The sequence below is a fragment of the Streptomyces sp. NPDC001393 genome, assembly GCF_053597455.1.
In genome coordinates, this window is the sequence record NZ_JBSFIH010000012.1 from 82272 (window position 1) to 105891 (window position 23620).

Consider the following 23620-nt stretch of genomic DNA (forward strand, 5'->3'; position numbering starts at 1 on the left):
AGGTGTACGACCATGGAGGCCGAGGCCCCACCGGACAACGACGTGCTCTGGGCACGCTCCCTGCACTTCAGGCACCCCGACGGCTCCCCCGGGCTCGCCGGGGTCTCGCTCGGTGTGCGCGAGGGCGAGATCGTCGCCGTCACCGGGCCGCGCGGCAGCGGCAAGACGACCCTGCTGCGCTGTCTGTCCGGCCTGCTACCGGTGCTCAGCGGCGAGGTGTGGTTCAACAGTGCGCCCCTGCACACCCTGGGCCCGATGCGCCGGGAGCGGATGCGCCGGGACCGCTTCGGCTGGATCGACCCGGCCCCGGTCCTGGTCCCCGAGCTGAGCGCCTGGGAGAACGCCGCACTCCCCCTGATGCTGCGCGGCGCCGGCCGGCGCAGGGCCAAGGTCGCCGCCCTGGAGTGGCTGGAACGGCTCGACGTCGGCGACCGGGCCCGCAACCGCCCCCACGAACTCCAGCAGGCCGAGCGCCAGCGCGTCGCCATCGCCCGGGCGCTGGCCCCGGCCCCCGCGGTCCTCTTCGCCGACGAGCCCACGGCCCCGCTGCACCGCGCCGACCGCACCCACGTGCTGCGCACGCTCACCTCGGCCGCCCGCTCGCACGGCATCACCGTCGTCCTCGCCACCCACGACCCCGACACCGCCGCCCTCGCCGACCGCGCCGTGGCCCTGCTGGACGGCCGGCGCGTCAGCACCGTGCACCTGCCGGACACCCCCGAGACGGAAGGCCGCGCCGCGTGGTCGCTCTCCGTCTGACCCGGGCGGCCCGGCCCGCCGTCCAGCTGCGCCGTCTGCTGGTGGCGGCGGCCTCGGCGGGCACCGGCTTCCTGCTGCTGTCCTGCTTCGGCTACGCCCTGCACCACCCCGAGGCCGCGGACGCCGCCGCGCTGCGGCTGGCCTGGTGCGCGGTGCCGCTCGCCGCCACGGTGTACTTCGCGCTCGCCGTCGCCCGCACCGACCCGGGCACCCGGCCGCGCACGGGCCTGTCCGCGGTGGGCCTCGGTCCGGCGCGCCTGATGGCGATCTCCGCGCTGACCACGGCCCTGTCCTGCACCCTGGGCTCACTGCTGGCCCTGCTGGTCTTCCTCACGCTGCGCGGTGACCTCACGGGCGTGCCCTTCGACGGCGCGGCCGCGGACTTCCTGGCCGCGGGCGAGCACCTTCCCGTCCCGGCGACCCTGACCCTGCTGGGCCTGGTCCCGGCCTTCGCCTCGGCCACGGTGGCCCTGACCCTGCGCCCGACGGACCCCCGCCCCGCCACCCCGCTCCTGCGCAGGTACGGCCGCTTCGGGGCGTACGGCCACTCGGTGGCGCGGGAGACGTTCGGGACGTACGGCAGGTTCGGGGCACGGTCGCGGCGGAGCGCCGCAGACCCTCGCGACCAGCACGGACAAGCGGACGACGAGCAGCCCGGTCATCCGCCCGCGGGCGCCGACGACGGCGAGCAGCCGGGTCACGACGGCGCGGAACCCCAGCCCCACCCCGCGGACAGCCGTGCCGCCGAGGCGGCCCCCGACCCCGAGCCCCAGGGCGCCGACTGGACCGACGGCACCCCCAGGCCCCCCAAAGAGGCCCCCATCGGTCTCCCCTGGGGCATCGCCCTGCTGGCCACCGGCCTCGCGGCCCAGGCCTACGCCGACCGCTCACACGCCGCCGTACTCCTCGGCTGGCTGCTCACCGCGACCGGCCTGGTGCTGGCCGCCCCCGGCCTCACCCACCTGTGCGGCCGCCTCCTGCAGTCCACCCGCCCCGGCGCCCTCCGCCTCCTGGCCGGCCGGGTCCTCATGACGGAGGCCGTCCGCATCGGCCGCCCGCTGGGCGTCGTCTGCGCGGTCGCGTCCGCCGGTTACGCCATGACCACGCTGTACGCCGGCTCGGCACCGGCGTTCGGGCCCCTGACCACCCTCGGCGCGCTGCTCGTCACCGGCTGCACGGTCGCCACCCTGCTCACCGCGGCCGTGGAGACCCGCCAGTGCCGGGCCGACACGACCGCCGCGCTGCTCCGTCTCGGCGCCCCGGCCTCGATGCTGCGCGCGGCCGCGGCCCTGCGCGCGGCTGCCCTGCTGGCGCTGTTCGGCCCGCTCACCCTGGTCGTCGCCGCCCTGGCGGCCCTCCCCGTGGACCGCTGACACGGACTGCTGACACAGACTGCTGCATGGACTGCTGAAAAAGTTCTCCGGCGACCGATGAGTTCTCCCGGGACCCCCGGTCTACCTCACCGAACACGCCGACCCCGGCACGGACCACCATGGGAGAGACCCGTCATGTACCAGCAGATGATCTTCGTGAACCTGCCCGTGAACGACCTCGACGCCTCGAAGAAGTTCTTCACCGAGCTCGGCTACACGATCAACCCGCAGTTCAGCGACGAGAAGGCCGCCTCCGTGGTGATCAGCGACACCATCGTCGCGATGCTGCTCACCAAGCCGTTCTACGCCACGTTCACCGAGAAGGAGATCGCCGACGCCACGAAGACCAGTGAGGTGCTGGTCGCGCTGAGCGCCGAGAGCCGCGAGAAGGTGGACGAACTCGTGGACAAGGCCCTCGCGTCGGGCGCCACCCCGAGCGGCGAGACCCAGGACCACGGCTTCATGTACGGCCGCGCCTTCGACGACCTCGACGGCCACACCTGGGAGGTCATCTGGATGGATCCGGCGGCGGTCCAGGGCTGACCCCACGCAGTCCGAACGTCGCCAAACGTCACGATGGTTAATAAGAAGGCAAAGTCAACGGCCGTAGGTGGCATATGCGTTGACACTCTTATGGAGCGCTTATAAACCTGTGAGCCTCTTGGGGGTGCTGGGGCACTCACCTCATCTGGTGCCCCAACTCCTCCTGAACCCCCCGCAGTTGCACTCCGTAAGGACAAACGTTGTCCATAACTCACCGTGGCGTACGCCGTTCCGTACGCATTCTGGGTGTTGCCTCCGCCTCTGCCGCCGTGGTGCTGGGCCTGTCCAGCTCCGCGTTCGCGTGCAGCATCAGTGAATTCAAGGCCGAAGCCAAGTGCGACGGCGCAAAGGGCGTCATCGTCGTCACCGATACCGACGCCTCCGGTACCCCTGCCACCATCAGCGTGTTCCGCACGAACAACGGTGGGGTCGAGAAGCAGATCGGCCAGCAGGAGGTCAAGGGCTCCACCCAGGGCACCTCGGTCACCTTCTCGGAGAAGTGGCAGCCGAACGCGACGTACCGCATCCACGTCACGGCCAGCCCCTTCGTCGACGAGGACATCGCGGGCGGCCTGACGACCCCGGCCGCCACCTGCAAGAGCGAGAGCCCCACCCCGACCCCGTCGGCCTCCCCGACGCCGACGCAGTCCGCCCCGGCCGGGTCGGCAACCCCGACCCCGTCGGCCTCCGCCTCCAGCTCCGCCCCGGCGGGCACGTCCAGCAACGCGCCGTCCCCGGCGGCCGGTGCCTCCAACCTCGCCGAGACCGGTGCCAGCTCCAACACCGGCCTGATCGCCGGCATCGCGGGCGCGCTGGTCGTCGTCGGCGGTGGCGCGGTCTGGTTCGGCATGCGCCGTCGTGGAGCGCGCGGCAGCAGCTGACGCCTCACCCGTACGCCACCGCGGCCCGTCCCCCTATCCCCAGGGGACGGGCCGCGGTCGTGTGTCAGCCGAAGGTGGCGTGCCGGCGCCAGAACTCCAGCACCTCACGCTCGCCGTGGACCTCGAGACCGGGTGCGTCCAGCGGCAGCCGGTTGTAGAAGGCGAGCAGCACGGAGGTGAGCGGGCCGCGCAGGGCGACCGTGGCCTTCTCGTGCCCGCGCCGCCAGCCGAGTCCGTTCTCGCCCAGCTCGATCAGCCACTCGGCGTTCAGGTTCGGGGCGGCGTCGGTGGCGTGCAGATGGATACTGCGGGCGGGCCCGCGCAGCTCGCCCGCCCACTCGCGTGCCCCGGAGCGCTGCACCCACTCCGCGATCTGCAGCCATTCGTCCAGCGCGTCGGCGGCGACGTCGGGGGCGACCTCGTAGGGCGCGCCGACGGTGAGCGCGGCGTCCGCGCGGTGGATGGTGATCTCGTTGGTCATCCGACGGGCCCAGAACCCGCTGGTGACCATGCCCATCCAGGACCACACCTTGGCCTCGGGACCGGCCTCGCGCAGCGCCCCGACGATCATCTCCCCGGTCTCCGCGAGCCAGGCCTCGAGGGCCGCCGCGTCGCCCTCGGCCTCCGGTCCGCCGCCGAGCGGCACCTGCTCGCGCGGGAGCATCTCCTGGGCCCGGGCCCGGACCAGCGTGGCCGCCCAGCGCAGGGCGCCGCCCATGTGCCGTGCGAGCTGTTCCAGCGTCCACTCCGGGCAGGTCGGCACGGTGGCCGACAGATCGGCGCCCGAGGTCACCAGGGCCCTGAACTCGTCCACCTGGCGGGCGATTTCTTCACAGTAGCGATCATGCGCGAGCAGTGTCATGCCCCACACCCTAGGGCGGGAACCTCAGTCGACTACGACGATTTCGGCCGCGTCGAACTCCACGCCCACACCGTCGCCCACCTCCGGCGCCTCCCGCAGCGCGCACGCCGCCTCCAGTCGCGGCCCGTCCGCGGGCTGGAGGTGGACGGCGACATGGGTGCCCTTGAAGGTGCGCGCGGTCACCGTGCAGGGCAGGCCGGTGTCGGCCGCCACGAGCCGCACTCCGGCGGGCCGGACCAGCAGGCTGCGGGCGCCCTGCGGGGAGCCCTCGGGCACCGGCAGCTTGCCCCAGGGGCTGTCGGCTGCCGTACCGGCGACGGTGGCCGGGACCAGGTTGTCGAAGCCGAGGAAGCGGGCCACGAACGCGTCGGCGGGCCGCTGCCAGACCTCAAGCGGAGTGCCGGACTGCGCGATCCGCCCGTCCCGCATCACCACCACCCGGTCGGCCAGCGCGAACGCCTCGCCCTGGTCGTGGGTCACCGCGAGCACGGTCGTACCCAACCGGCCGAAGAGTTCCCGCAGTTCGACGACCAGGCGCTCGCGCAGCGAGCGGTCCAGCTGGCCGAGCGGCTCGTCCAGCATCAGCAGCCGGGGCCGGGGCGCGAGCGCCCGGGCGAGGGCCACGCGCTGCTGCTCGCCGCCGGACAAGGAGGCCACGGCCCGCCGGGCGGCCCCGGGCAGCCCGACCAGCTCCAGCAACTCGCCCACCCCGGCGCCCCGTTCGCTCCTCGGCACGCCGTGCATGCGCAGCCCGAACGCCACGTTCGCGCCCACGTCCCGCTGCGGGAAGAGCTGGTGGTCCTGGAACATCAGGCCGACGCCCCGCCGGTGTGCGGGCACGCCCGACTGGTCGCGGCCGCCGAGCAGCACCCGTCCGTCGGTCAGGGGCTGGAGCCCGGCGACCGCCCGCAGCAGGGTCGACTTTCCGCTGCCGCTGGGGCCCAGCACACACACCACCTCGTGCTCGGCGACGTCGAGATCGACCGCGTCGAGCACGGCCCGCCCGTCGAAGCGCACGGTCGCGGCATCGAGGCTCAGCAGCATCGGGCACCCACCCGTCCGGTCAGCGGCATCAGAACTCCCCCGTCGGCATCTAGAACTCCCCCGTCCGGTCGGTGCGCAGCCGCTCCAGGAGCAGTAGCGCGGCGGCGCACACCACCATCAGAATGGTCGAAAGGGCCATCGCCTGGCCGTAGTTGAGGTCACCGGGGCGGCTGAGCAGCCGGGCCACGGCGACCGGGAGTGTCGGGTTGTCGGGCCGGGCGATGAACACGGTCGCCCCGAACTCGCCGAGCGAGACGGCGAACGCGAACCCGGCCGCGACCAGCAGCGCCCGCCGCACCAGCGGCAGATCCACCTCCCGCCACACCCGCCAGGGCGAGGCCCCGAGCACGGCGGCGGCCTCCCGGAGCCGTACGTCCACCGCGCGCAGCACGGGCAGCATGGTCCGTACGACGAAGGGGGCGCCGACCAGCGCCTGGGCGAGCGGGACGAGGATCCAGGACTGTCTGAGGTCCAGCGGCGGCTTGTCCAGGGCGATCAGGAAGCCGAAGCCGACGGTCACGGCGGAGACGCCGAGCGGCAGCATCAGCAGCGCGTCGAAACCCCGGACCAGTCGTCCGGCGTCCCGGCGGGCCAGCGCGGCGGCGGCGAGAGCTCCGATCACGACGGCGATGGCGGTGGCGGCGACGGCGTACTGCAGCGAGGTCCACACCGCGTGCACGGGCGCCACCAGGAACGTACCGCCGTCGGAGTTCGCGAGGGCCCGGTAGTAGCCGAAGCCCGGCGCGTCCAGGGAGCGGCGGACAAGGACGGCGAGGGGCAGGACGAGCAGCAGCGCGATGGTGACGAGGACCCCGGCGAGCACGGCCCGCTCCCCGGCACCGCGCGGCCGGCGCGCGGTCACCGACGGGTCCACCAGCCGCAGGGCGGTCTCCCGGCGCCGTACCGTCCAGGCGTGCACGGCGAGGATCGCGCCGACGGCGACGAACTGGACGAGGGTGAGAACGGCGGCCGTGGAGAGGTCGAAGACCTCGGAGGTCTGCCGGTAGATCTCCACTTCGAGGGTGGAGAAGGTCGGGCCGCCGAGGATCTGGACGATGCCGAAGGAGGTGAAGGTGAACAGGAACACCATCAGCGCGGCGGCGGCCACGGCGGGCGCGAGGGCCGGGAGCGTGACCTTCCGCCAGGCGCGCAGCGGGGATGCGCCGAGCATGCGGGCGGCTTCCTCCTGGCGGGGGTCGAGCTGGGACCACAGCCCGCCGACGGTCCGTACGACGACGGCGTAGTTGAAGAAGACGTGGGCCAGCAGGATCGCCCACACCGTGGTGTCCAGTCGTACGCCCCACAGGTCGTCCAGCAGCCCGCCGTGTCCGACGAGGGCGAGGAACGCGCTGCCGGCGACGACGGTCGGCAGCACGAACGGGACGGTGACGACGGTTCGCAGCACCTGCTTGCCCGGGAAGTCGAGCCGGGCGAAGACATACGCGGCGGGCAGCGCGAGCAGCAGGGTGAGCGCGGTGGAGGCGAGCGCCTGCCAGGTGGTGAACCACAGCACGTGCCGGATGTCCGGCTGCGTGACGACGTCCGCGATCCGCCCCCACTGCCAGGCGCCGTCCACCTTCAGCCCGCGCGCGACGATCGCGGCCACGGGCCAGGCGAAGAACAGCGCGAAGAACGCGACGGGCAGGGCCATCAGCCCGAGCCGCGCCGCGCTCCTCGCGCGGTCCTTTCGAGGGACTACTTCAGTACGAGCGAGGTCCACGACTTGACCCACTGGTCACGGTTGGCGGCGATCTTGCCGGGGGCCATGGTCTCGGGGTGCTCGGCGGCCCTGCCGTACTCGGTGAACTCGGCGGGGAGCTTCGCGCCCTGCAGGACCGGGTAGACGAACATGTTCAGCGGCATGTCCTCCTGGAACTCCTTGGAGACCAGGAAGTCGATGAACGCCTTGGCGCCCTTGGGGTTCTTGGCGTTGCTCAGCAGCCCGGCGAACTCGATCTGCCGGAAGCAGGTGCCGTACGACACCCCGGTCGGCGCGGTGCCGGGCCGCTTCTTGGCGTAGATGACCTCGGCGGGCGGTGAGGAGGCGTACGACACGACGAGCGGTCGGTCGCCCCCGGCCTTCTTGCCCTCGGACGAGCCCGAGAAATCCTGGTAGTAGGCCTGCTCCCAGCCGTCGACGACCTTGACGCCGTTGGCCTTGAGCTTCTTCCAGTAGCCCTGCCAGCCGTTGTCCCCGAACTGCGCGGCGCTGCCGAGCAGGAAGCCGAGGCCCGGCGAGGAGGTGGCCGCGTTCTCGGTCACCAGCAGGTTCTTGTACTCGGGCTTGGCGAGGTCGGCGAAGGTCTGCGGCGGGGTCAGCTTGTGCTCGCTGAAGTACGCCTTGTCGTAGTTGACGCAGATGTCGCCGTAGTCGATCGGCGTGACCCGGTGCTTGTCCTGGTCGAGCTGGTAGGCGGCGCCGGTCTTGTCGAGGCCCTTGGCCGTGTACGGCTGGAAGAGGCCGTTGTCGAGTGCGCGGGAGAGCAGGGTGTTGTCGACGCCGAAGAAGACGTCGCCCTGCGGGTTGTCCTTGGTCAGGATGGCCTTGTTGACGGCCTGCCCGGCGTCGCCGTCCTTGAGGACGTGGACCTTGTACCCGGTCTTCTTCTCGAAGTCGGCGAGCACGTTCTTGGACACGGCCCACGAGTCGTGGCTGACGAGCGTCACGTCCTTGGAGTCCGCGGACGACGTGGCGCCGCCGCCGGAACCGCACGCGGACAGCGTGATCAGGCCGAGCCCGACCGCCACGGCCACGAAGGTCTTGTTCTGCACTGGATGTCCTCCTGGGGTTGGCCAGGAAGAGACGCGGCCCTGCCCGGGCTCCGCTGGGGAGACCCGGGCAGGGCGCAACAGCTTGAGTGATGACCGAACTCCCTACCCAGAATGACCTGGGCGAGGTTCAGAGGGTCTGCGGCCCTGTCCGCCGCACTCTCAGCGCTGTGGCGCTCCCCTGTCGGAATATGAAGATGTGATGGACGGTGGCCAGATTACCGCTCGGTGGCCGCCAGCTGACCACAGGCCCCGTCGATCTCCTGGCCACGGGTGTCCCGGATGGTGACGGGCACCCCATGGGCGGCGATGGCCTCGACGAACGCCTTCTCGTCCTCCGGCCGGGAGGCCGTCCACTTGCTGCCCGGGGTCGGGTTCAGCGGAATGAGGTTGACATGCACGGGCTTGCCCTTGAGCAGCCGGCCCAGCCGGTCCCCTCGCCAGGCCTGGTCATTGATGTCGCGGATGAGCGCGTACTCGATCGACAGCCGGCGCCCGCTCTTCTCGACGTACTCGAACCCGGCGTCCAGCACCTCGCGCACCTTCCAGCGCGTGTTCACGGGGACGAGGGTGTCGCGCAGTTCGTCGTCAGGGGCGTGCAGGGAGATCGCGAGCCGGCACTTGAAGCCCTCGTCGGCGAACCGGTGGATGGCCGGCACGAGCCCGACGGTGGACACGGTGATCCCGCGCTGGGACAGCCCGAGCCCGTCCGGGGCGGGATCGGTGAGCGCCCGGATGGCCCCCACGACCCGCTTGTAGTTGGCGAGCGGCTCGCCCATGCCCATGAAGACGATGTTGGAGAGCCGGGCAGGCCCTCCGGGCACCTCTCCGTCCCTCAGCGCCCGCATCCCGTCCACGATCTGGTGCACGATCTCGGCGGTGGACAGGTTCCGGTCGAGCCCGGCCTGTCCGGTGGCGCAGAAGGGGCAGTTCATCCCGCACCCGGCCTGCGAGCTGATGCACATGGTGACCCGGTCCGGGTACCGCATCAGCACGGACTCGACCAGGGTCCCGTCGAACAGCCGCCACAGCGTCTTGCGGGTGGTCCCCTGGTCGGTCGACAGATGCCGGACGACGGTCATCAGCTCCGGGAACAGCGCTTCCTGCAGCTTTCCGCGCGATCCGGCGGGAATGTCGGTCCACTGCTCCGGGTCGTGCGCGTACCGCGCGAAGTAGTGCTGCGAGAGCTGCTTGGCACGGAACGGCTTCTCACCGATCCCGGCCACCGCGTCCTTGCGCTCGGCGGGCGTGAGGTCGGCAAGATGCCGCGGCGGCTTCTGAGCTCCGCGCGGCGCGACGAAAGTGAGTTCTCCGGGCTTGGGCATGGTCCTACCAGTGTCGCAGATCCACTTGGGTGACCTTTGTCGGCAGGAGGAGCAGGAGGATCCGAGCAGCCTGCTCCTGGCCTCCGGCGACACCCGCGCCCTCAGGGGTTCTGCTGGGGCCGTCGGCCAAGGACGCAGAACTCGTTGCCTTCGGGATCTGCCATGACGACCCATGACTGGTCGCCCTGACCAATGCCGACACGCTGTGCGCCAAGTTCCTCGAGGCGCGGCCCGAGGAACGGGAGGAGGGCTCAGCCCGGCGTGACCGAGCCACTCCTCGTCCGGTGCACCGCTCAGAGGCAGGGCACGTTGGCGTAGCCCGGGTAGAAATAGCGTCCGGCCGGACCGGCGCTGTGGACGCAGAGGTGGAAGCCGGGACTCTGGGGCTTCGGGCTCTCGGTGGCGGCGGTCGCGGTCGGAGCGGCCAAGAGGGTCGCTCCGAGGACCATTGCCGCCACCGCCGATTTCTTGCCCGGCACACGCCGCCGGAACATCTTCATTGCCGCCCTCCTTCGGGCCGAGACGGGAGCGCCGCGCGGTTCACAGGGCGACGGTTCGGCGCTCACTGTTCCGCACATCGTCATATGCCGCAGGCATGACGTCAACACTGCAAACCGGGGCATCTGCCACTAAATGGCTACAGACGGATGACGACCAGGGCTATGTCGTCACTGGCTCCGCCCGCGACGCCGAGCCGGGCCAGCAGCGTGTCGGCCAGTTGGTCAGGGGCAAGGGCGGTGTCCAGGGCCAGGGCTTTGGACAGGCGGCTCAGGCCGGCGTAGATGTCCGCGTCACGGCGCTCGATGAGCCCGTCGGTGTAGAGCACGAGCGTGTCCCCGCGGGTGTAGACCACGCTGGCCTGGGGGCGGGGGACATGGTGCGGGCGGGCGCCGAGCGGCGGATCGGTGGCCTGGTCCAGCAGCTCACACGTCCCGTCGCTGTGGAGCAGGATGGGCGGCGGGTGCCCGGCGCTGCTGTAGATGATCAGCCTGGTGCGCGGGTCGACCAGCACCTTCACCGCGGTCGCGGCCGTCGCGCCGTCGATGGAGCGGGCGTACAGGCCGAGGATCTCCAGGGCCTGGGCAGGGCTGGGGAGGGCCCGGATGGCTGCGCTCAGAGCGCTGCGGAGCATGCCCATGACGGCCGCGGCGGGCAGGCCGTGGCCGACGACGTCTCCGACCGCCACCGCGTAGCGGTCGGGCGGCAGGTCGACGATGTCGTACCAGTCGCCGCACACGTTGAGCGAGGTGGTCGCGGGCAGGTACCGCACGGCGATGTTGTCGTGCCGGAGCAGGTCGGCGTCGTCGAGCATGGCTTCCTGCAGGGTGACGGCGACCTGGCGTTCGCGGGCGTGGGCCTGGCGCAGTTCCTGGTTCAGCCGGTGCAACTCGCGCGCTCGCACATAGAGTTCGGCCGCTATGCCCTTGTCGCGCTCGGTGGGCGGATGCGCCCTGCCCGAGTGGACGAAGGCGGTGACGTCGTCGGCCTGCTGGACGATCCACTCCACGGTGCCGTCCGGTCCGGGAATCGGGGTGTGGACCTCGGACCACCACCGCTCCTCGAACGTGCCCGGCCGGTCGGGGGCGGGTATGTCGTACCGCTGCAGCGTGAGGGTGTCCGACTTCCTGGTGCGCAGGACCTCGAGCATGGACGCCTTCAGGGATTCCGCGTCACTCTCGGGGGCGCCGGGGTTCTCCGGCAGGGCGTCGAAGAAGTACCTCCCGATCAGCTCGTCCCTGGTTCGCCCGGTGATCTGCAGATAGGCCGGGTTGACGTAGCGGATGACCAGATCCCTGTCCAGCACCAGATACGCGCTCGGTGCGGCGTCACAGAAGGCCGTGAAGTCGATGTCTCGTGTCATACGCGCTCTCCCGGTCCGCGAGCGCGATTACCCAGATGTCATCCTACGGGCGATTCGGGATTCGGGCTCTCGTGGGCCCGGGCCGGCGCCCGAGTCACACGGCGCCCCCTGTGAAGTTCTGCTGACGAACGGTCGGGTTTCCTGGTCGGGCCTTGTCCCACCCCTGGGGCTGACGTTACCCACGTGAAGCATGAACCTTTTCGGCCGCAACTCCTTCCACCGGCGCGCGCAGCCCTCCGCCGCTCCCGTGGCAACCGCCGCGCCGGTGGCCAGTGCCACCGCCGTTCTGCCCGATCCCGAGCTGGCGGGCCTCACCGGCGAGTGGCTGATCGATCCCGCGCACAGCAGGATCGGGTTCTCCGTGCGGCACGCGATGGTGACGACGGTGCGGGGCGCCTTCACCGAGTACGAGAGCCGCCTGTACTTCGACGGCCGCGACCCGGCCCACTCCCGCGCCGACATCGTGCTGTACACGGCCAGCGTGGACACGGGTGTCGAGCAGCGCGACGCGCACCTGGTCGGCAGGGAGTTCCTGGACGCCGGGGCGCACCCACGGATGACCTTCACCAGCACGAGCGTGCAGCTCGCCGGCGAGGACGTCTACCGCATGACCGGCGATCTCACGATCAAGGACACCACCCGTCCCGTCGACCTGGAGCTCACCTACATCGGTCATGTCGTCGACGCGTTCGGTGACGAGCGGGTCGGTTTCGACGGCACCACCACCATCAACCGCTCCGACTGGGGGCTGACCTACGACGCCCGGCTGGCCCAGGGCGGGGCCATGGTGAGCGAGAAGGTCCGCCTCCAGTTCGACATCGCCGCCATCCGGGCCGCGTGAGGCCGCTTCCGGCTAGGCGGCGGCGTGCTCCAGCCGCTCCTTGAGCAGCCGCTCGTTCTCCGGCAGTTCCCTGCGGACCTGGGGGCGTACGACGAGGGGGATCAGCACCCGGCCGAGGCCGTGGCCCTCGAAGTCCAGGTCCATGGTGACGCGCGTACGGCCGTCGGGAAGCGGGGTGACCTCGCCGTGCACCCGGCCCCGCACCGGGCCGTCGGTGCCCCTCATGCTCCATGCGTGTGGCGGTTCGAACTCGGTGACCCGCATGGTCATCGGGACGTCGCGGCGGCCGACGTGCCGGGTGATCCGGATCCGGGACCCGAGCCCGAAGGGGCTGTCGTCCAACTGCTCGACCGACACCGCGCTCTTCTGCCACTCCGGCAGGTGGGACGGGTCGCTGAGATACGCCCAGACCTCGCCGGGAGACCGTTCGACGTCGATCTCTTCGTGGAAGGCGGACATGACACCCTCCTTCTCCGGATAGAGGACCTACGCCCAGCCTCCCACCCCAAGCACCGCACCACCACACACCAGCGGACCCCCGCCCTGAGACAGAGCAGGGGCCCGAAGCCGTACGACGCAACCCTCACGCCGACCCGACGAACACCACCAACAGAAGCCAGACCACCGGAGCCGTCGGGAGGAGGGAGTCCAGGCGGTCCATGATGCCGCCGTGGCCGGGGAGCAAGGTGCCCATGTCCTTGATGCCCAGGTCGCGCTTGATCATGGATTCGCCGAGGTCGCCCAGCGTGGCGCTGGCGGCGACGGCGAGGCCCAGCAGCAGGCCCTGCCACCAGGTGCCGTCCTTGATCAGGAACTGCATGCACAGGGCGCCTGCGACCATCGCGAACAGCACCGCGCCGAGCAGGCCCTCACGGGTCTTGCCGGGGCTGATGCGCGGGGCCAGCTTGTGCTTGCCGAACCGCCAGCCGACCGCGTACGCGCCGGTGTCGCTGACCACCGTCAGCAGCAGGAAGGTCAGGACCCGCCAGGGGCCGTCCTGCGCCGTCAGCATCATCGCCACGAACGTCGCCAGGAAGGGCACGTAGAAGGCCGCGAAGACGCCTGCCGTGACGTCCTTGAGATAGCCCTCCGGCGACTCCGTCATGCGCCAGACCAGGGTGGCGAGGGCCGTCAACGCCATGGCCACCCACGCGCCCTCAGCGCCGCTGACGTACCCGGCGACCACCATCGCCGCACCGCCCACCGCGAGCGGCACCAACGGCGCCCTGATCTCCTTGCGCTCCCGCAGCCTGCTGGTCAGCTCCCACAGGCCGACGACGACCGCGACCGCGATCACACCGACGAAGACGGCCTTCTCGACGAACAGAGAAGCGACGATCACCACACCGAGCCCGACCCCGACGCCTATGGCCGCGCTCAGGTCACGGCCCGCGCTCTTCTTCTGCGGCGCTGGGGCCGGCTGGTGGGCGTCGGGCATGGGCTCCGGATTCTGGTTCTCGGCCGGGAGGGCGCGGGCCTGCGGGGGCTCGGGGCGGAACTCGTCCTGGAATTCCTGGAACAGGGGGCCGCCCCGCCGAGCGGTCCCCGGGTCGCCACTCTGTCCCGAGCCGTACGCGGGTTCGTCGGGCACGATGGGCATGGGGCGAGTCTGCTGCGCCTCAGGCGCATCGTACGCGGGACCCGCCGGGACGGCCCCCGGGACAGGCTGGGCAGGCCCGCCCCCGGCGGGCCCCCAGTACCCGGCCTGGCCCGCCGCTGGCGGCGCCCCCCAGGAAGAGTCGCTCATCAGACTTCGAGCAGCTCCGCTTCCTTGTGCTTGAGGAGCTCGTCCACCTGCGCGACGTACTTGTGCGTGGTGTCGTCGAGCTCCTTCTCCGCGCGGCGGCCCTCGTCCTCGCCGACCTCGCCGTCCTTGACGAGCTTGTCGAGGGCTTCCTTGGCCTTGCGGCGCACGGAGCGGATGGACACGCGCGCGTCCTCGGCCTTGCCCTTGGCGACCTTGATGTAGTCGCGGCGGCGCTCCTCGGTCAGCTCGGGGAACACCACCCGGATGATGTTGCCGTCGTTGCTGGGGTTGACGCCCAGGTCGGAGTCGCGGATCGCCTGCTCGATGTTGCGCAGCGCGCTCTTGTCGAACGGGGTCACGACGGCCATGCGCGGCTCCGGCACGGAGAACGAGGCCAGCTGGTTGATCGGCGTCGGGGCGCCGTAGTAGTCGGCCACGATCTTGTTGAACATCGCCGGGTGCGCACGGCCGGTGCGGATCGCGGCGAAGTCCTCCTTGGCGACCACGACGGCCTTCTCCATCTTCTCCTCGGCCTCGAGGAGGGTCTCTTCGATCACCACTTGCTCCTGCGTGTCTTGAGTAAGGCCCGGCTGCGGTTCCTGAAGCGGTCGGCGGCCGGCTGCGTCGCGTCTTCTTCCTGCACGGTTTCCGACCGGCAGGACATTGTCCATCCCCCGGCCGGAATCCGGGCCCCTTACGGGGCCGCGCGCCACCGGCCGGGTTGCTGCCGGGTCAGTTCCGGCTGCCCTGGTCACCCACCAGCGTGCCGATCTTCTCACCCTTGACGGCACGGGCGATATTGCCCTCCGCGAGGAGCTCGAAGACGAGGATCGGGAGCTTGTTGTCGCGGCACAGGGTGATGGCGGTGGCGTCGGCGACCTTGAGGTCGCGGGTGATGACCTCGCCGTAGCCGAGCGCGTCGAACTTGACGGCGTCCGGGTTGGTCTTGGGGTCCGAGTCGTAGACCCCGTCCACGCCGTTCTTGCCCATGAGCAGCGCCTCGGCGTCGATCTCCAGGGCGCGCTGGGCGGCGGTGGTGTCGGTGGAGAAGTACGGCATGCCCATACCGGCACCGAAGATGACCACGCGGCCCTTCTCCAGGTGGCGCACTGCGCGCAGCGGGATGTACGGCTCGGCGACCTGGCCCATCGTGATGGCGGTCTGCACCCGGCTGTCGATGCCCTCCTTCTCCAGGAAGTCCTGGAGGGCGAGGCAGTTCATCACGGTGCCGAGCATGCCCATGTAGTCGGAGCGGGCGCGGTCCATGCCGCGCTGCTGGAGTTCGGCGCCGCGGAAGAAGTTGCCGCCGCCGATGACGACCGCGATCTGCGCCCCGTCCCGGACGACGGCCGCGATCTCGCGGGCGATCTTGTGCACCACGTCCGGGTCCACGCCCAGGCCCCCGCCACCGGAGAACGCCTCTCCGGACAGCTTCAGCAGAAACCGGCCGCGTACTTTGCCGTCGTCGCTCTTCTGGGCCTTGGTGGTCATGGGAGATCCCGCCTCTTTCACGTGTTGCACATACGAAGAAGGCCATTGCCGGTGGGGTCGCTTTTCGCTCCCATGCGCGGCAATGGCCTCCTCGTCAGATCTGCTGCCGTCCGCCCCACGCCGGGGTGTGGCGGTGTGCGCGGACGACTGCTGTCGACCCTACCGAGAATGTCCCGCGGGTCGCGCGTCGATCGCGGAACGGGCTCAGATGCCGACCTTGATGCGCGAGAAGCGCTTCAGGGTGACACCGGCCTCGTCCAGCACCTTCTGGACCGACTTCTTGTTGTCGAGCGCGTACGGCTGGCCGAGCAGCGTGGCGTCCTTGAAGAAGCCGTTGAGCCGACCCTCGACAATCTTGGCGATCGCGGCCTCGGGCTTGCCCTCGGCGCGGGTGGTCTCCTCGGCGATGCGGCGCTCGGACTCGACGACGTCGGCCGGGATCTCCTCCTTGGAGAGGTACTTCGGCGCGAAGGCGGCGATGTGCTGGGCGACGCCCTTGGCGACCTCGGCGTTCGGCTTGTCGAGCTCGACCAGGACACCGATCTGCGGGGGCAGGTCGGGCATGGTGCGGTGCATGTAGGCGAGCACGAAGCCGTCGGAGAACTGCGCGAAGCGGTCCAGGACGATCTTCTCGCCGAGGTTGGCGTTGGCCTCGTCCACGAACGCCTGGACGGTCTTGCCGGGCTCGATCTCGGAGGCGAGCAGGGCCTCGATGTCGGCCGGGGAGGTCGCGGCGACATGCTCGGCGATCTTGTTGGCGACGGCCTGGAACTTCTCGCCCTTGGCGACGAAGTCGGTCTCGCACTTCAGCTCGACCAGGACACCGGAGGAGTTGTCGTCGGCGATGATGGAGACCACGGCGCCGTTCTCGGCGGAGCGGCCCTCGCGCTTGGCGACGCCCTTCTGTCCCTTGATGCGCAGCGCCTCGACGGCCTTCTCGACGTTGCCCTCGGCCTCGTCCAGCGCCTTCTTGCAGTCCATCATGCCGGCGCCGGTGAGCTCACGGAGCTTCTTGACGTCGGCGGCGGTGTAGTTCGCCATGAGTCTGTGAGTCTTTCTCGAAGTCTGGAAGATCTTCAGATCCGCACGGTTTGCGTTCCACATGTAGCCGCGGAACGCATACGTCGTACCGACCTACGGGTGAACAGCGGGGGCGGACTTGACCGCGCCGGAGGCGCCGTCGGTTGAGGTACCGCCCCCGCCGTCAACGCCTGCGTCAGGCCTGCTCGCCCTCGGCGGCCTTCTCCTCGGCCGGAGCGGCCTCGGCGGCCGGAGCGGCCTCGGCGGCCGGAGCCTCGGCCGGCTTCTCGGCCTCGTCGGCCTTCTTCTCACCCTCGAGCAGGTCACGCTCCCACTCGGCGAGCGGCTCGCCCGCGGCCTTCTCGCCCTTCTCGCCGGTGGCGACGCCGGAACGGGCGATGAGGCCCTCGGCGACGGCGTCGGCGATCACACGGGTGAGCAGGGTGACGGAGCGGATCGCGTCGTCGTTGCCCGGGATCTTGTAGTCGACCTCGTCGGGGTCGCAGTTGGTGTCGAGGATCGCGACGACCGGAATGTTCAGCTTCCGGGCCTCACCGACGGCGATGTGCTCCTTCTTGGTGTCCACGATCCAGACGGCGCTCGGCACCTTCTGCATCTCGCGGATACCGCCGAGGGTCTTCTCCAGCTTGGCCTTCTCGCGGGAGAGGACCAGGAGCTCCTTCTTGGTCAGACCGGAGGACGCGACGTCCTCGAAGTCGATCTGCTCGAGCTCCTTCAGGCGCTGCAGACGCTTGTAGACGGTCGAGAAGTTGGTGAGCATGCCGCCCAGCCAGCGCTGGTTGACGTAGGGCATGCCGACGCGGGTGGCCTGCTCGGCGATGGCCTCCTGCGCCTGCTTCTTGGTGCCGACGAACATGACCGTGCCGCCGTGGGCGACGGTCTCCTTGACGAACTCGTAGGCGCGGTCGATGTACGACAGCGACTGGAGCAGGTCGATGATGTAGATGCCGTTGCGCTCGGTGAAGATGAAGCGCTTCATCTTCGGGTTCCAGCGACGGGTCTGGTGACCGAAGTGGACGCCGCTCTCCAGCAGCTCCCGCATCGTGACGACGGCCATGGCCGTATCTCCTTGAGTTTCTCGGTTGTGCCGCGGGTGCCGGACGGCTCCCGCGCCTGACGCCCGCGACGCGCCTTGCCGCGAAGGACCGAGAGGCGCTGACACCGACCGGTGACCGGCCCGGTGTCGGGGCGTGCGAAGTCGACCCGGTGACCCGGATCGCCAGAAGAAGTGTACGGGACCGGCGGGGCACCGGGTGACGCCGCTGTCCACAACCGGTGGGTTGTGCACAGCCCCCGGCCATGATCGGCGGGGGTGCGGGACGGTGGTCGCATGCGAGAAGCCATGCGATATGTCCTGCTGTCGACGGGTCTGCTCCTCGGCCTGGTCCTCGGCCTGCTCCTGGCCGCCCTGGCCCCCTCCCGGTCCTGGGCGGACACCCCGCCTCCGGCCCCCGCACCGCCCCCTGCCACCCCGGTCCCGGCCGTCGCGCGCACCTGGCCGGTGGGCGTCCGGCCCCTGGTGTTACGGGGCTGGGAGCCACCGGCGACGGTGTACGGCCCTGGGCACCGGGGTGTGGACCTGGCGGCCCCCGCCGGTTCCGAGGTGCGGGCGGTCGCCCCGGGCCGGGTGTCCTTCGCGGGCCGGGTGGCCGGGCGCGGGGTCGTCTCGGTCGACCTGGCGGGCACGGATCTGCGCACGACGTACGAACCGGTGACCGCGCTGGTCCACAAGGGGGACGCGGTGGGGGCGGGTCAGGCGGTGGGCACGATGGAACCGGCGGCCGGCTCCCACTGCCCCACGACATGCGTCCACTGGGGCCTGCTCCGGGACCGGACCTACCTCGACCCCTTGTCCCTGCTACCGCCCTGGCTCCTGCACAGGGGGCCACCGCGGCTGCTGCCGGTGCTGGGGGTACCGCTGTCGTCGTAGCCGGGTGGCCGCGGGCATTCGTGCCGGGGGCGGCAGGGGTGGGCGCAGCGGCACCTTGCCGGCGCAGGCAGGGACCCATCCCGCCCAGCGGCAGCCGGCGTCAGCCCTGCACACCCCGCAGCGCCATGGCCACCGCCGCATCCGTCACCACCGCGGGATCCTCCGCCGCGCCGAGCTCGATGCGCCGCACCGCGGCATCCACGACCCCCTGCAGCAACATCGCCGCCAGCCGGGGCTGCTCATGCCCCATCTCCCCGAGCGCCTCGGCGATCATCGCGACGAGCCCGCCGTGCGCCGCCCGGATCTTCTCCCGCGCCCCGGCGTCCAGCTCACTCGCGGAGATGGCGACGACCGCCCGATGCCGCCGGTCCCCGACCAGCGCCAGCTGCTGCCGCACATAGGCCTCGACCTTGCCCTCGGCGGAGTCGGCCCGCTCCATCGCGGCCGCCACCTCCGCCGCCCACACCGGGAAGTCGACCTCGCACAGCTCCTCGACCACCGCGGCCCGCGACCGGAAGTACTCGTACACGGACGACCGCGCCAGCCCGGTCCGCTCGGCCAGCGCGGGAAACGTCAGCGCTTCCGTCCCGCCCTCGGACAGCAACGACCGGGCCGCGTCCAGCAGGGCGGCTCGCTGCATCGACCGGTGCTCGGCCACGGAGGCCGCTCGAATCCTTGGCACGTCAACCACTTTACGGACGCCCCCGGCCGAACGGGAGCCACTCGGTGTCGTGCCGCCGGGCTCAGCGCCCGAAGCTCGCCAGCTTGGCCCGCAGCTGCAGCACCGACTTGGTGTGGATCTGGCTGACCCGGCTCTCGGTGACCCCGAGGACGTTGCCGATCTCGGCGAGGGTGAGGCCCTCGTAGTAGTACAGCGTGACCACGGTCTTCTCCCGCTCGGGCAGCGTGTTGATCGCCCGCGCCAGGAAGCGGCGCAGCTCCCGGTCCTCGGCGACCTCCACGGGGTTGTCCGCGGCGGTGTCCTCCAGCGTGTCCATGAGGCTGAGCCGGTCCCCGCCCTCGCTGCCGGCGTGCAGCAGCTCCTCCAGCGCAACCACGTTGGCCAGCGACAACTGGCTGAACACGGCGTGGAGTTCATCGACCTCCATGCCCAGCTCGGCGGCGACCTCGCCCTCGCTCGGGGTGCGCCGCAGCCGTGCCTCCAGGGTGGCGTAGGCCCGCTCCACGTTCCGCGCCTTCTGCCGCACCGACCGCGGGATCCAGTCCAGCGCCCGCAGCTCGTCGATCATGGCGCCCCGGATCCGGGTGATCGCGTACGTCTCGAACTTGATCTCCCGGTCGATGTCGAACTTCTCGATCGCGTCGATCAGCCCGAAGACGCCGGAGGAGACGAAGTCGGCCTGCTCGACGTTGGGCGGCAGGCCGACGCTCACCCGGCCCGCGACGTATTTCACGAGTGGCGAGTAGTGCAGGATCAGCTGCTCCCGCAGCCGGTCGTCCCCCGTCGCCTTGTACGACCGCCACAGCTCGTCGAGCGTCGAGGGAGCGGGCGGCCGCACGCTGCCACCGTCGCGGGCGGCTGGGGGGATCGCCGCCCGGTCGGACCCGGAGGTGTGCTGGGGCATTCGTCGCCTTGTGCCGTTCTGCCGTGAAGTGCTGTGAAGTGCTGTGAAGTGGGACGGGGTGGGGTTCGGTGGGGGAAGTGGGCTGCCTGGGTGAGCTGTCGGTCTGGTGTCGAGTTGGCGCGTTCTGTGCGGCCGTCTTCGTGAGCGTAGCGTGACTGAGGTGTCGCGGTGTGCGAACAGTGCGGCTCCACCCGTGCGCGGGGCGCTCCCGCCGGTGTTGTGCGCGGGTTTCGCGGCTCGCTCTGCGTGACCGGCCCGAGCATCAACTCCGGGAAACCTCAAGGGCGTCGGTGGTTCCCCCGGACGGCCGAACACGCTCGGTCAGCACCGACCGTGACCGATACGGACCGACATCACCGCCTGGCGTGTCAACTTCCAGCCGTCGCCATGTCGTTCGACGTACCCAAGTGCTCGGAGTTCGTACAGTCTCGCGATCGCCTCGTCCCGGGTGGTCGGTGTGCCGAGCGCGATCTCCTCGACGCCGGCCGCCCGGTTGCCGGGCAGGGCGGCGAGGACGGCCCGGGCGGCGGGTTCCAGCAGGTCACGCGGGAGCACGGGGCCCTTCCGGGGTGGGGCCAGTTCGCCCATGTCACCCACGAGTTCGATGACTTCCGCGGCGTCGGTGACCAGGGTGGACTCTGTGCGCAGCAGTTCGTGCACGCCTGCGGAGAGGGCGCTGGTGACGGGGCCGGGCACGCCCATGGTGAACCGTCCCAGGCGCCCTGCCGCCCGCGCGGTGGCCAGCGAGCCGCTGCGGCAGGCGGCCTCCACGACGACGGTGCCCCTGGTCAGCGCGGCGATGACGCGGTTGCGGAGGATGAACCGGCTGGGGGTCGGATGGTCGCCCGGGGGCAACTCGCCCACCACCAGTCCCTGTTCCGCGATCCGGCCGATCAGGGCGGCGTGACCGCGCGGGTAGGGCCGGTCGACGCCGCAGGCCAGGACGGCGACGGTGGCTCCACGGGCGGCGAGGGCGCCTCGGTGGGCGGCGCCGTCGATGCCGTACGCGCCACCCGAGACCACCACCCAGCCCCGCTCGGCGAGGCCTCCGGCGAGGGTGGCGGCGACGTGGGTGCCGTACTCGGTGCAGGCCCGCGCGCCCACCACGGCCACGGACTTCAGCGCCCACATCCGCAGACTGGGCCGCCCGCGCACCCACAGTCCGATCGGCCGGGCGTCCCCGAGATCATCGAGCTGCCCGGGCCACTCGGCGTCCCCGGGGGCCACGAACCGCGCCCCGGCCTCCGCGGCCACCGCCAGATCCCGCTCCGGCACGGCCCGCCGGGCCCGCGCGACCAGCCCGGCCCACCGCGCCTCGCTCACCCCCGGCAGAGCCGGCACCCCCTCCCGCAGCCGCCGCACCACCTCCCCGACCCCGAACTCCCGAACCCACCGCCCACCGACCTCGTCCCCCGGCTCGACCACCCGGCAGAGAAAGACCCGCCCGAGCATCTCGTCCGAGGGGCCCTCGCCCGTGGTCATGTCAGTGCCCCGATGGCCATCGGCACCCCGCGCGGTACTCCGGTGCGCAGCTGCAGGGCGAGGGCGACGTCGGTGGCGTCCGGGCGGTCGTGTCCGACGAGGTCGGCGACCGTCCAGGCCACGCGCAGGACCCGGTCGATGCCCCGGGCGGTGAGCACACCCCGCTCGAGGCTGCGTTCGGCCTCGTCCATCGCCCCGGCGACGGGGTGGTAGCGACTGCGCAGTTCGCGGCCGGGGACTTCGCTGTTGGTGCGCCAGGGGGTCCCGGCCAGGCGGGCTGCTGCGCGCCGGCGGGCCTGCCGCACCCGCTCGGCCACGGTGGCCGTGGACTCGCCTTGGGCGCCGGGTTCGGTGAGCTGGGTCCGGGTGACCGGATCGACCCCCACGCGCAGGTCCACCCGGTCCAGCAGCGGGCCGGAGAGCCGGGCCTGGTAGCGGCGGATCGCCGACGGCGGGCACTCGCACAGGGAGTGGCGTTGCGAGAAGCGTCCGCAGGGGCAGGGATTGGCCGCCAGCACCATGAGGAAGCGCGCCGGGAACCGGACGACGCCGGCGCTGCGTGCGATCACGACATGGCCCGACTCCAGCGGCTGTCGCAGGGCGTCCAGGGTCTGACTGTGGAACTCGGGCGCCTCGTCGAGGAACAGCACGCCGCGATGGGCCAGGGAGACCGCCCCGGGGCGTGGGATGCCGGGGCCTCCGCCGACGAGGGACTGCATCGTGGCCGAGTGGTGCGGGGCGCAGTAGGGAGCCACGTCGATGAGCGGCTTGCCCGGCGGCAGCAGCCCGGCCACCGAATGCACCGCCGTGACCTCCAGCGACTCCTCCCTGGTGAGCCGGGGCAGGACGGCGGGCAGCCGCTCGGCGAGCATCGTCTTGCCCGCGCCGGGCGGGCCCTCGAGGAACAGGTGGTGCCCACCGGCGGCGGCCACCTCCACGGCCGTACGGGCTGACGTCTGGCCCACGACGTCCGCCAGGTCGTGATCGTGTTCGTGCTGCGCGGCGCCGGCACTGTGCATGCCGGTGGCCGCGCCCGTGCCCGGCACGCGCAGACCGGCCAGGAGGGGGTCGGGGCGACCCTGCTCGTCCGGTTCCTCCTTAGGGACGGGTTCCTCGGTGAGGACCGCGATGAGCTGCCGCAGGCTGCGCACGCCGAGGACGGAGACGCCGGGGACCAGCGAGGCCTCGGCGGCGGCACACTCGGGCACGACCACTTGCTCGTAGCCGGCGTCGGCCGCGGCGAGGACGGACGGCAGAATGCCGCGGACCGGCCGGACCCGGCCGTCCAGCCCCAGCTCCCCGATCATGACGATGTCCGCGAGGACCCGCGGATCGATCCGCTCGGCGGCGCCGAGGACCGCGCAGGCGACGGCCAGATCGAAGCCGGAACCGGCTTTGGGCACCGACGCCGGGCTGAGTCCGACGGTGAGCTTCTTCTGCGGCCACTCGCCGCCCGAGTTCACCACCGCCGCCCGGACCCGGTCCCTGCTCTCCGTGAGGCTCTTGTCCGGGAGGCCGACCAGGGTGAAGGCGGCGACGCCGGGTTCGAGGTCGGCCTGGACCTCCACGACCACTCCCTCGACGCCGACCAGGGCCACGGAGCAAGTGCGGGCGAATCCCATTCAGGCCACCCCCCGGGCATGCTCGACGGACGGGGCGCCGCGGTGGGGCAGCAGGACGCCGATCAGGTCGATGCGGACGCCGCCCGGCGGTGCCCCGCCATGGGCCTGGATCCAGTGCTCGGCCAGCTCGCGCAGCCTGGCCGCCTTCTCGGGGGTCACCGCGGCCATGGGGTGTTCGTAGTCGCCGCCCCTGCGGGTCTTCACCTCGCAGACGACGAGCGCGTCACCGTCGCGCGCGACGATGTCGATCTCGCCGGAACGGCCGTTGCGCCAGTTGCGCTCCAGGATCGTCATTCCGGCCTCGGCGAGCCGCCGGGCGGCCAGGTCCTCGCCGTACTTGCCGAGTGCGCTGCGTGCGTTGCTCATGTCGGCACCACCTCCGGCGCCAACCGTCACGCATCCCGCCCCAAGTTGTTGATCTTGGTGGACAACCCGGCGGTTGTGGAAAACTCCGTCACCCGCA

Annotated in this window: 24 protein-coding genes and 1 pseudogene; 6 read left to right on the forward strand and 19 right to left on the reverse strand. The window is 71.4% G+C overall.

Annotated elements, in window-relative coordinates; genetic code table 11:
* Window positions 1-12: 12 nt before the first annotated feature.
* From ACWC2T_RS16095 to ACWC2T_RS16110, 4 genes are all read left to right on the forward strand, one after another.
* Window positions 13-759, forward strand: coding sequence for an ABC transporter ATP-binding protein (locus tag ACWC2T_RS16095; protein WP_450670982.1), 747 nt, complete (start codon window positions 13-15; stop codon window positions 757-759).
* Window positions 741-2132 carry a hypothetical protein gene (locus ACWC2T_RS16100; RefSeq protein WP_450670983.1) on the forward strand — a complete coding sequence of 464 codons (1392 nt, stop codon included), beginning with the start codon at window positions 741-743 and terminating at the stop codon, window positions 2130-2132. The genes ACWC2T_RS16095 and ACWC2T_RS16100 overlap by 19 nt, the downstream gene beginning before the upstream one ends.
* Window positions 2133-2267: 135 nt before the next feature.
* The gene (locus ACWC2T_RS16105) at window positions 2268-2675 is read left to right on the forward strand and encodes a VOC family protein (protein ID WP_450670984.1); all 408 of its coding nucleotides are present in this window, start codon (window positions 2268-2270) and stop codon (window positions 2673-2675) included.
* A 200-nt stretch (window positions 2676-2875) separates the two neighbouring features.
* Entirely contained in the window at window positions 2876-3556 is a 681-nt protein-coding gene (locus tag ACWC2T_RS16110; protein ID WP_450670985.1) for an LAETG motif-containing sortase-dependent surface protein, read from the forward strand.
* 64 nt (window positions 3557-3620) lie between these two features.
* On the opposite strand, the gene ACWC2T_RS16115 is transcribed toward ACWC2T_RS16110, so the two are convergent.
* The 8 genes and pseudogenes from ACWC2T_RS16115 to ACWC2T_RS16150 form a co-directional block, all read right to left on the reverse strand.
* A complete protein-coding gene (locus ACWC2T_RS16115; protein ID WP_450670986.1) occupies window positions 3621-4418 on the reverse strand; it encodes a maleylpyruvate isomerase family mycothiol-dependent enzyme in 798 nt (265 codons plus the stop codon).
* A gap of 24 nt (window positions 4419-4442) precedes the next feature.
* Window positions 4443-5462: an ABC transporter ATP-binding protein gene (locus ACWC2T_RS16120; RefSeq protein ID WP_450670987.1), complete on the reverse strand. Its 1020-nt coding sequence runs from the start codon at window positions 5460-5462 to the stop codon at window positions 4443-4445.
* Window positions 5463-5511: 49 nt separating this feature from the next.
* Complete coding sequence (locus tag ACWC2T_RS16125) at window positions 5512-7113, reverse strand: ABC transporter permease (RefSeq protein WP_450670988.1); 1602 nt, start codon at window positions 7111-7113, stop codon at window positions 5512-5514.
* 44 nt (window positions 7114-7157) lie between these two features.
* The gene (locus ACWC2T_RS16130; RefSeq protein WP_450670989.1) at window positions 7158-8234 is read right to left on the reverse strand and encodes a thiamine ABC transporter substrate-binding protein; all 1077 of its coding nucleotides are present in this window, start codon (window positions 8232-8234) and stop codon (window positions 7158-7160) included.
* Window positions 8235-8449: 215 nt separating this feature from the next.
* The gene (rlmN, locus tag ACWC2T_RS16135) at window positions 8450-9556 is read right to left on the reverse strand and encodes a 23S rRNA (adenine(2503)-C(2))-methyltransferase RlmN (RefSeq protein WP_450670990.1); all 1107 of its coding nucleotides are present in this window, start codon (window positions 9554-9556) and stop codon (window positions 8450-8452) included.
* A gap of 101 nt (window positions 9557-9657) precedes the next feature.
* Window positions 9658-9783: pseudogene (locus tag ACWC2T_RS16140) on the reverse strand (VOC family protein); the annotation flags it as partial.
* Window positions 9784-9849: 66 nt separating this feature from the next.
* Window positions 9850-10056 (reverse strand): hypothetical protein, encoded by a 207-nt coding sequence (locus ACWC2T_RS16145; RefSeq protein ID WP_450670991.1) that lies wholly within the window; start codon window positions 10054-10056, stop codon window positions 9850-9852.
* Between the two features lie 137 nt (window positions 10057-10193).
* Window positions 10194-11417, reverse strand: a complete 1224-nt coding sequence (locus ACWC2T_RS16150; protein ID WP_450670992.1) for a PP2C family protein-serine/threonine phosphatase — start codon at window positions 11415-11417, stop codon at window positions 10194-10196.
* Between the two features lie 190 nt (window positions 11418-11607).
* Between ACWC2T_RS16150 and ACWC2T_RS16155 the strand changes: the two genes are divergently transcribed.
* On the forward strand, window positions 11608-12258 hold the full coding sequence (locus ACWC2T_RS16155; protein WP_450670993.1) for a YceI family protein: 651 nt from the start codon (window positions 11608-11610) through the stop codon (window positions 12256-12258).
* A 12-nt stretch (window positions 12259-12270) separates the two neighbouring features.
* Here ACWC2T_RS16155 and ACWC2T_RS16160 read toward each other — a convergent pair whose 3' ends face one another.
* The 6 genes from ACWC2T_RS16160 to rpsB form a co-directional block, all read right to left on the reverse strand.
* Window positions 12271-12717 (reverse strand): SRPBCC family protein, encoded by a 447-nt coding sequence (locus ACWC2T_RS16160; RefSeq protein ID WP_450670994.1) that lies wholly within the window; start codon window positions 12715-12717, stop codon window positions 12271-12273.
* Between the two features lie 124 nt (window positions 12718-12841).
* Window positions 12842-14005, reverse strand: a complete 1164-nt coding sequence (locus tag ACWC2T_RS16165; RefSeq protein ID WP_450670995.1) for a phosphatidate cytidylyltransferase — start codon at window positions 14003-14005, stop codon at window positions 12842-12844.
* Window positions 14005-14562 (reverse strand): ribosome recycling factor, encoded by a 558-nt coding sequence (frr, locus tag ACWC2T_RS16170; RefSeq protein WP_055706853.1) that lies wholly within the window; start codon window positions 14560-14562, stop codon window positions 14005-14007. The genes ACWC2T_RS16165 and frr overlap by 1 nt, the downstream gene beginning before the upstream one ends.
* A gap of 175 nt (window positions 14563-14737) precedes the next feature.
* Entirely contained in the window at window positions 14738-15496 is a 759-nt protein-coding gene (pyrH, locus tag ACWC2T_RS16175; RefSeq protein ID WP_166002526.1) for a UMP kinase, read from the reverse strand.
* Window positions 15497-15700: 204 nt separating this feature from the next.
* Complete coding sequence (gene tsf / locus ACWC2T_RS16180; RefSeq protein ID WP_450670996.1) at window positions 15701-16537, reverse strand: translation elongation factor Ts; 837 nt, start codon at window positions 16535-16537, stop codon at window positions 15701-15703.
* A gap of 175 nt (window positions 16538-16712) precedes the next feature.
* Window positions 16713-17594: a 30S ribosomal protein S2 gene (gene rpsB / locus ACWC2T_RS16185; protein ID WP_450670997.1), complete on the reverse strand. Its 882-nt coding sequence runs from the start codon at window positions 17592-17594 to the stop codon at window positions 16713-16715.
* A gap of 273 nt (window positions 17595-17867) precedes the next feature.
* Here rpsB and ACWC2T_RS16190 point away from each other — a divergent pair, with 273 nt between their 5' ends.
* Entirely contained in the window at window positions 17868-18467 is a 600-nt protein-coding gene (locus ACWC2T_RS16190) for a peptidoglycan DD-metalloendopeptidase family protein (protein WP_450670998.1), read from the forward strand.
* A gap of 100 nt (window positions 18468-18567) precedes the next feature.
* Here the strand turns inward: ACWC2T_RS16190 and ACWC2T_RS16195 are convergent, their stop codons facing one another.
* The 5 genes from ACWC2T_RS16195 to ACWC2T_RS16215 all read right to left on the reverse strand — a co-directional run bounded on the left by ACWC2T_RS16195 (window position 18568) and on the right by ACWC2T_RS16215 (window position 23553).
* The gene (locus ACWC2T_RS16195) at window positions 18568-19125 is read right to left on the reverse strand and encodes a TetR/AcrR family transcriptional regulator (RefSeq protein WP_450671063.1); all 558 of its coding nucleotides are present in this window, start codon (window positions 19123-19125) and stop codon (window positions 18568-18570) included.
* A gap of 85 nt (window positions 19126-19210) precedes the next feature.
* Entirely contained in the window at window positions 19211-20053 is an 843-nt protein-coding gene (whiG, locus tag ACWC2T_RS16200; RefSeq protein ID WP_450670999.1) for an RNA polymerase sigma factor WhiG, read from the reverse strand.
* A gap of 321 nt (window positions 20054-20374) precedes the next feature.
* Entirely contained in the window at window positions 20375-21535 is a 1161-nt protein-coding gene (gene dprA, locus ACWC2T_RS16205) for a DNA-processing protein DprA (RefSeq protein ID WP_450671000.1), read from the reverse strand.
* Window positions 21532-23157 carry a YifB family Mg chelatase-like AAA ATPase gene (locus tag ACWC2T_RS16210; RefSeq protein ID WP_450671001.1) on the reverse strand — a complete coding sequence of 542 codons (1626 nt, stop codon included), beginning with the start codon at window positions 23155-23157 and terminating at the stop codon, window positions 21532-21534. Before ACWC2T_RS16210 ends, dprA begins: the two co-directional genes overlap by 4 nt.
* Window positions 23158-23553, reverse strand: coding sequence for a YraN family protein (locus ACWC2T_RS16215; protein WP_351560257.1), 396 nt, complete (start codon window positions 23551-23553; stop codon window positions 23158-23160).
* Window positions 23554-23620 lie beyond the last annotated feature (67 nt).

What these genes read in the sequence shown, in the direction of transcription:
- ACWC2T_RS16095 (WP_450670982.1), top strand. Translation starts at nt 13, where the DNA reads ATGGAGGCCGAGGCCCCACCGGACAACGACGTGCTCTGGGCACGCTCC.
- ACWC2T_RS16105 (WP_450670984.1), top strand. Translation starts at nt 2,268, where the DNA reads ATGTACCAGCAGATGATCTTCGTGAACCTGCCCGTGAACGACCTCGAC.
- ACWC2T_RS16115 (WP_450670986.1), bottom strand. Translation starts at nt 4,418, where the DNA reads ATGACACTGCTCGCGCATGATCGCTACTGTGAAGAAATCGCCCGCCAG.
- ACWC2T_RS16120 (WP_450670987.1), bottom strand. Translation starts at nt 5,462, where the DNA reads ATGCTGCTGAGCCTCGATGCCGCGACCGTGCGCTTCGACGGGCGGGCC.
- ACWC2T_RS16125 (WP_450670988.1), bottom strand. Translation starts at nt 7,113, where the DNA reads ATGGCCCTGCCCGTCGCGTTCTTCGCGCTGTTCTTCGCCTGGCCCGTG.
- rlmN (WP_450670990.1), bottom strand. Translation starts at nt 9,556, where the DNA reads ATGCCCAAGCCCGGAGAACTCACTTTCGTCGCGCCGCGCGGAGCTCAG.
- ACWC2T_RS16145 (WP_450670991.1), bottom strand. Translation starts at nt 10,056, where the DNA reads ATGAAGATGTTCCGGCGGCGTGTGCCGGGCAAGAAATCGGCGGTGGCG.
- ACWC2T_RS16150 (WP_450670992.1), bottom strand. Translation starts at nt 11,417, where the DNA reads ATGACACGAGACATCGACTTCACGGCCTTCTGTGACGCCGCACCGAGC.
- ACWC2T_RS16155 (WP_450670993.1), top strand. Translation starts at nt 11,608, where the DNA reads ATGAACCTTTTCGGCCGCAACTCCTTCCACCGGCGCGCGCAGCCCTCC.
- ACWC2T_RS16160 (WP_450670994.1), bottom strand. Translation starts at nt 12,717, where the DNA reads ATGTCCGCCTTCCACGAAGAGATCGACGTCGAACGGTCTCCCGGCGAG.
- ACWC2T_RS16165 (WP_450670995.1), bottom strand. Translation starts at nt 14,005, where the DNA reads ATGAGCGACTCTTCCTGGGGGGCGCCGCCAGCGGCGGGCCAGGCCGGG.
- pyrH (WP_166002526.1), bottom strand. Translation starts at nt 15,496, where the DNA reads ATGACCACCAAGGCCCAGAAGAGCGACGACGGCAAAGTACGCGGCCGG.
- tsf (WP_450670996.1), bottom strand. Translation starts at nt 16,537, where the DNA reads ATGGCGAACTACACCGCCGCCGACGTCAAGAAGCTCCGTGAGCTCACC.
- rpsB (WP_450670997.1), bottom strand. Translation starts at nt 17,594, where the DNA reads ATGGCCGTCGTCACGATGCGGGAGCTGCTGGAGAGCGGCGTCCACTTC.
- ACWC2T_RS16190 (WP_450670998.1), top strand. Translation starts at nt 17,868, where the DNA reads ATGCGAGAAGCCATGCGATATGTCCTGCTGTCGACGGGTCTGCTCCTC.
- whiG (WP_450670999.1), bottom strand. Translation starts at nt 20,053, where the DNA reads ATGCCCCAGCACACCTCCGGGTCCGACCGGGCGGCGATCCCCCCAGCC.
- dprA (WP_450671000.1), bottom strand. Translation starts at nt 21,535, where the DNA reads ATGACCACGGGCGAGGGCCCCTCGGACGAGATGCTCGGGCGGGTCTTT.
- ACWC2T_RS16210 (WP_450671001.1), bottom strand. Translation starts at nt 23,157, where the DNA reads ATGGGATTCGCCCGCACTTGCTCCGTGGCCCTGGTCGGCGTCGAGGGA.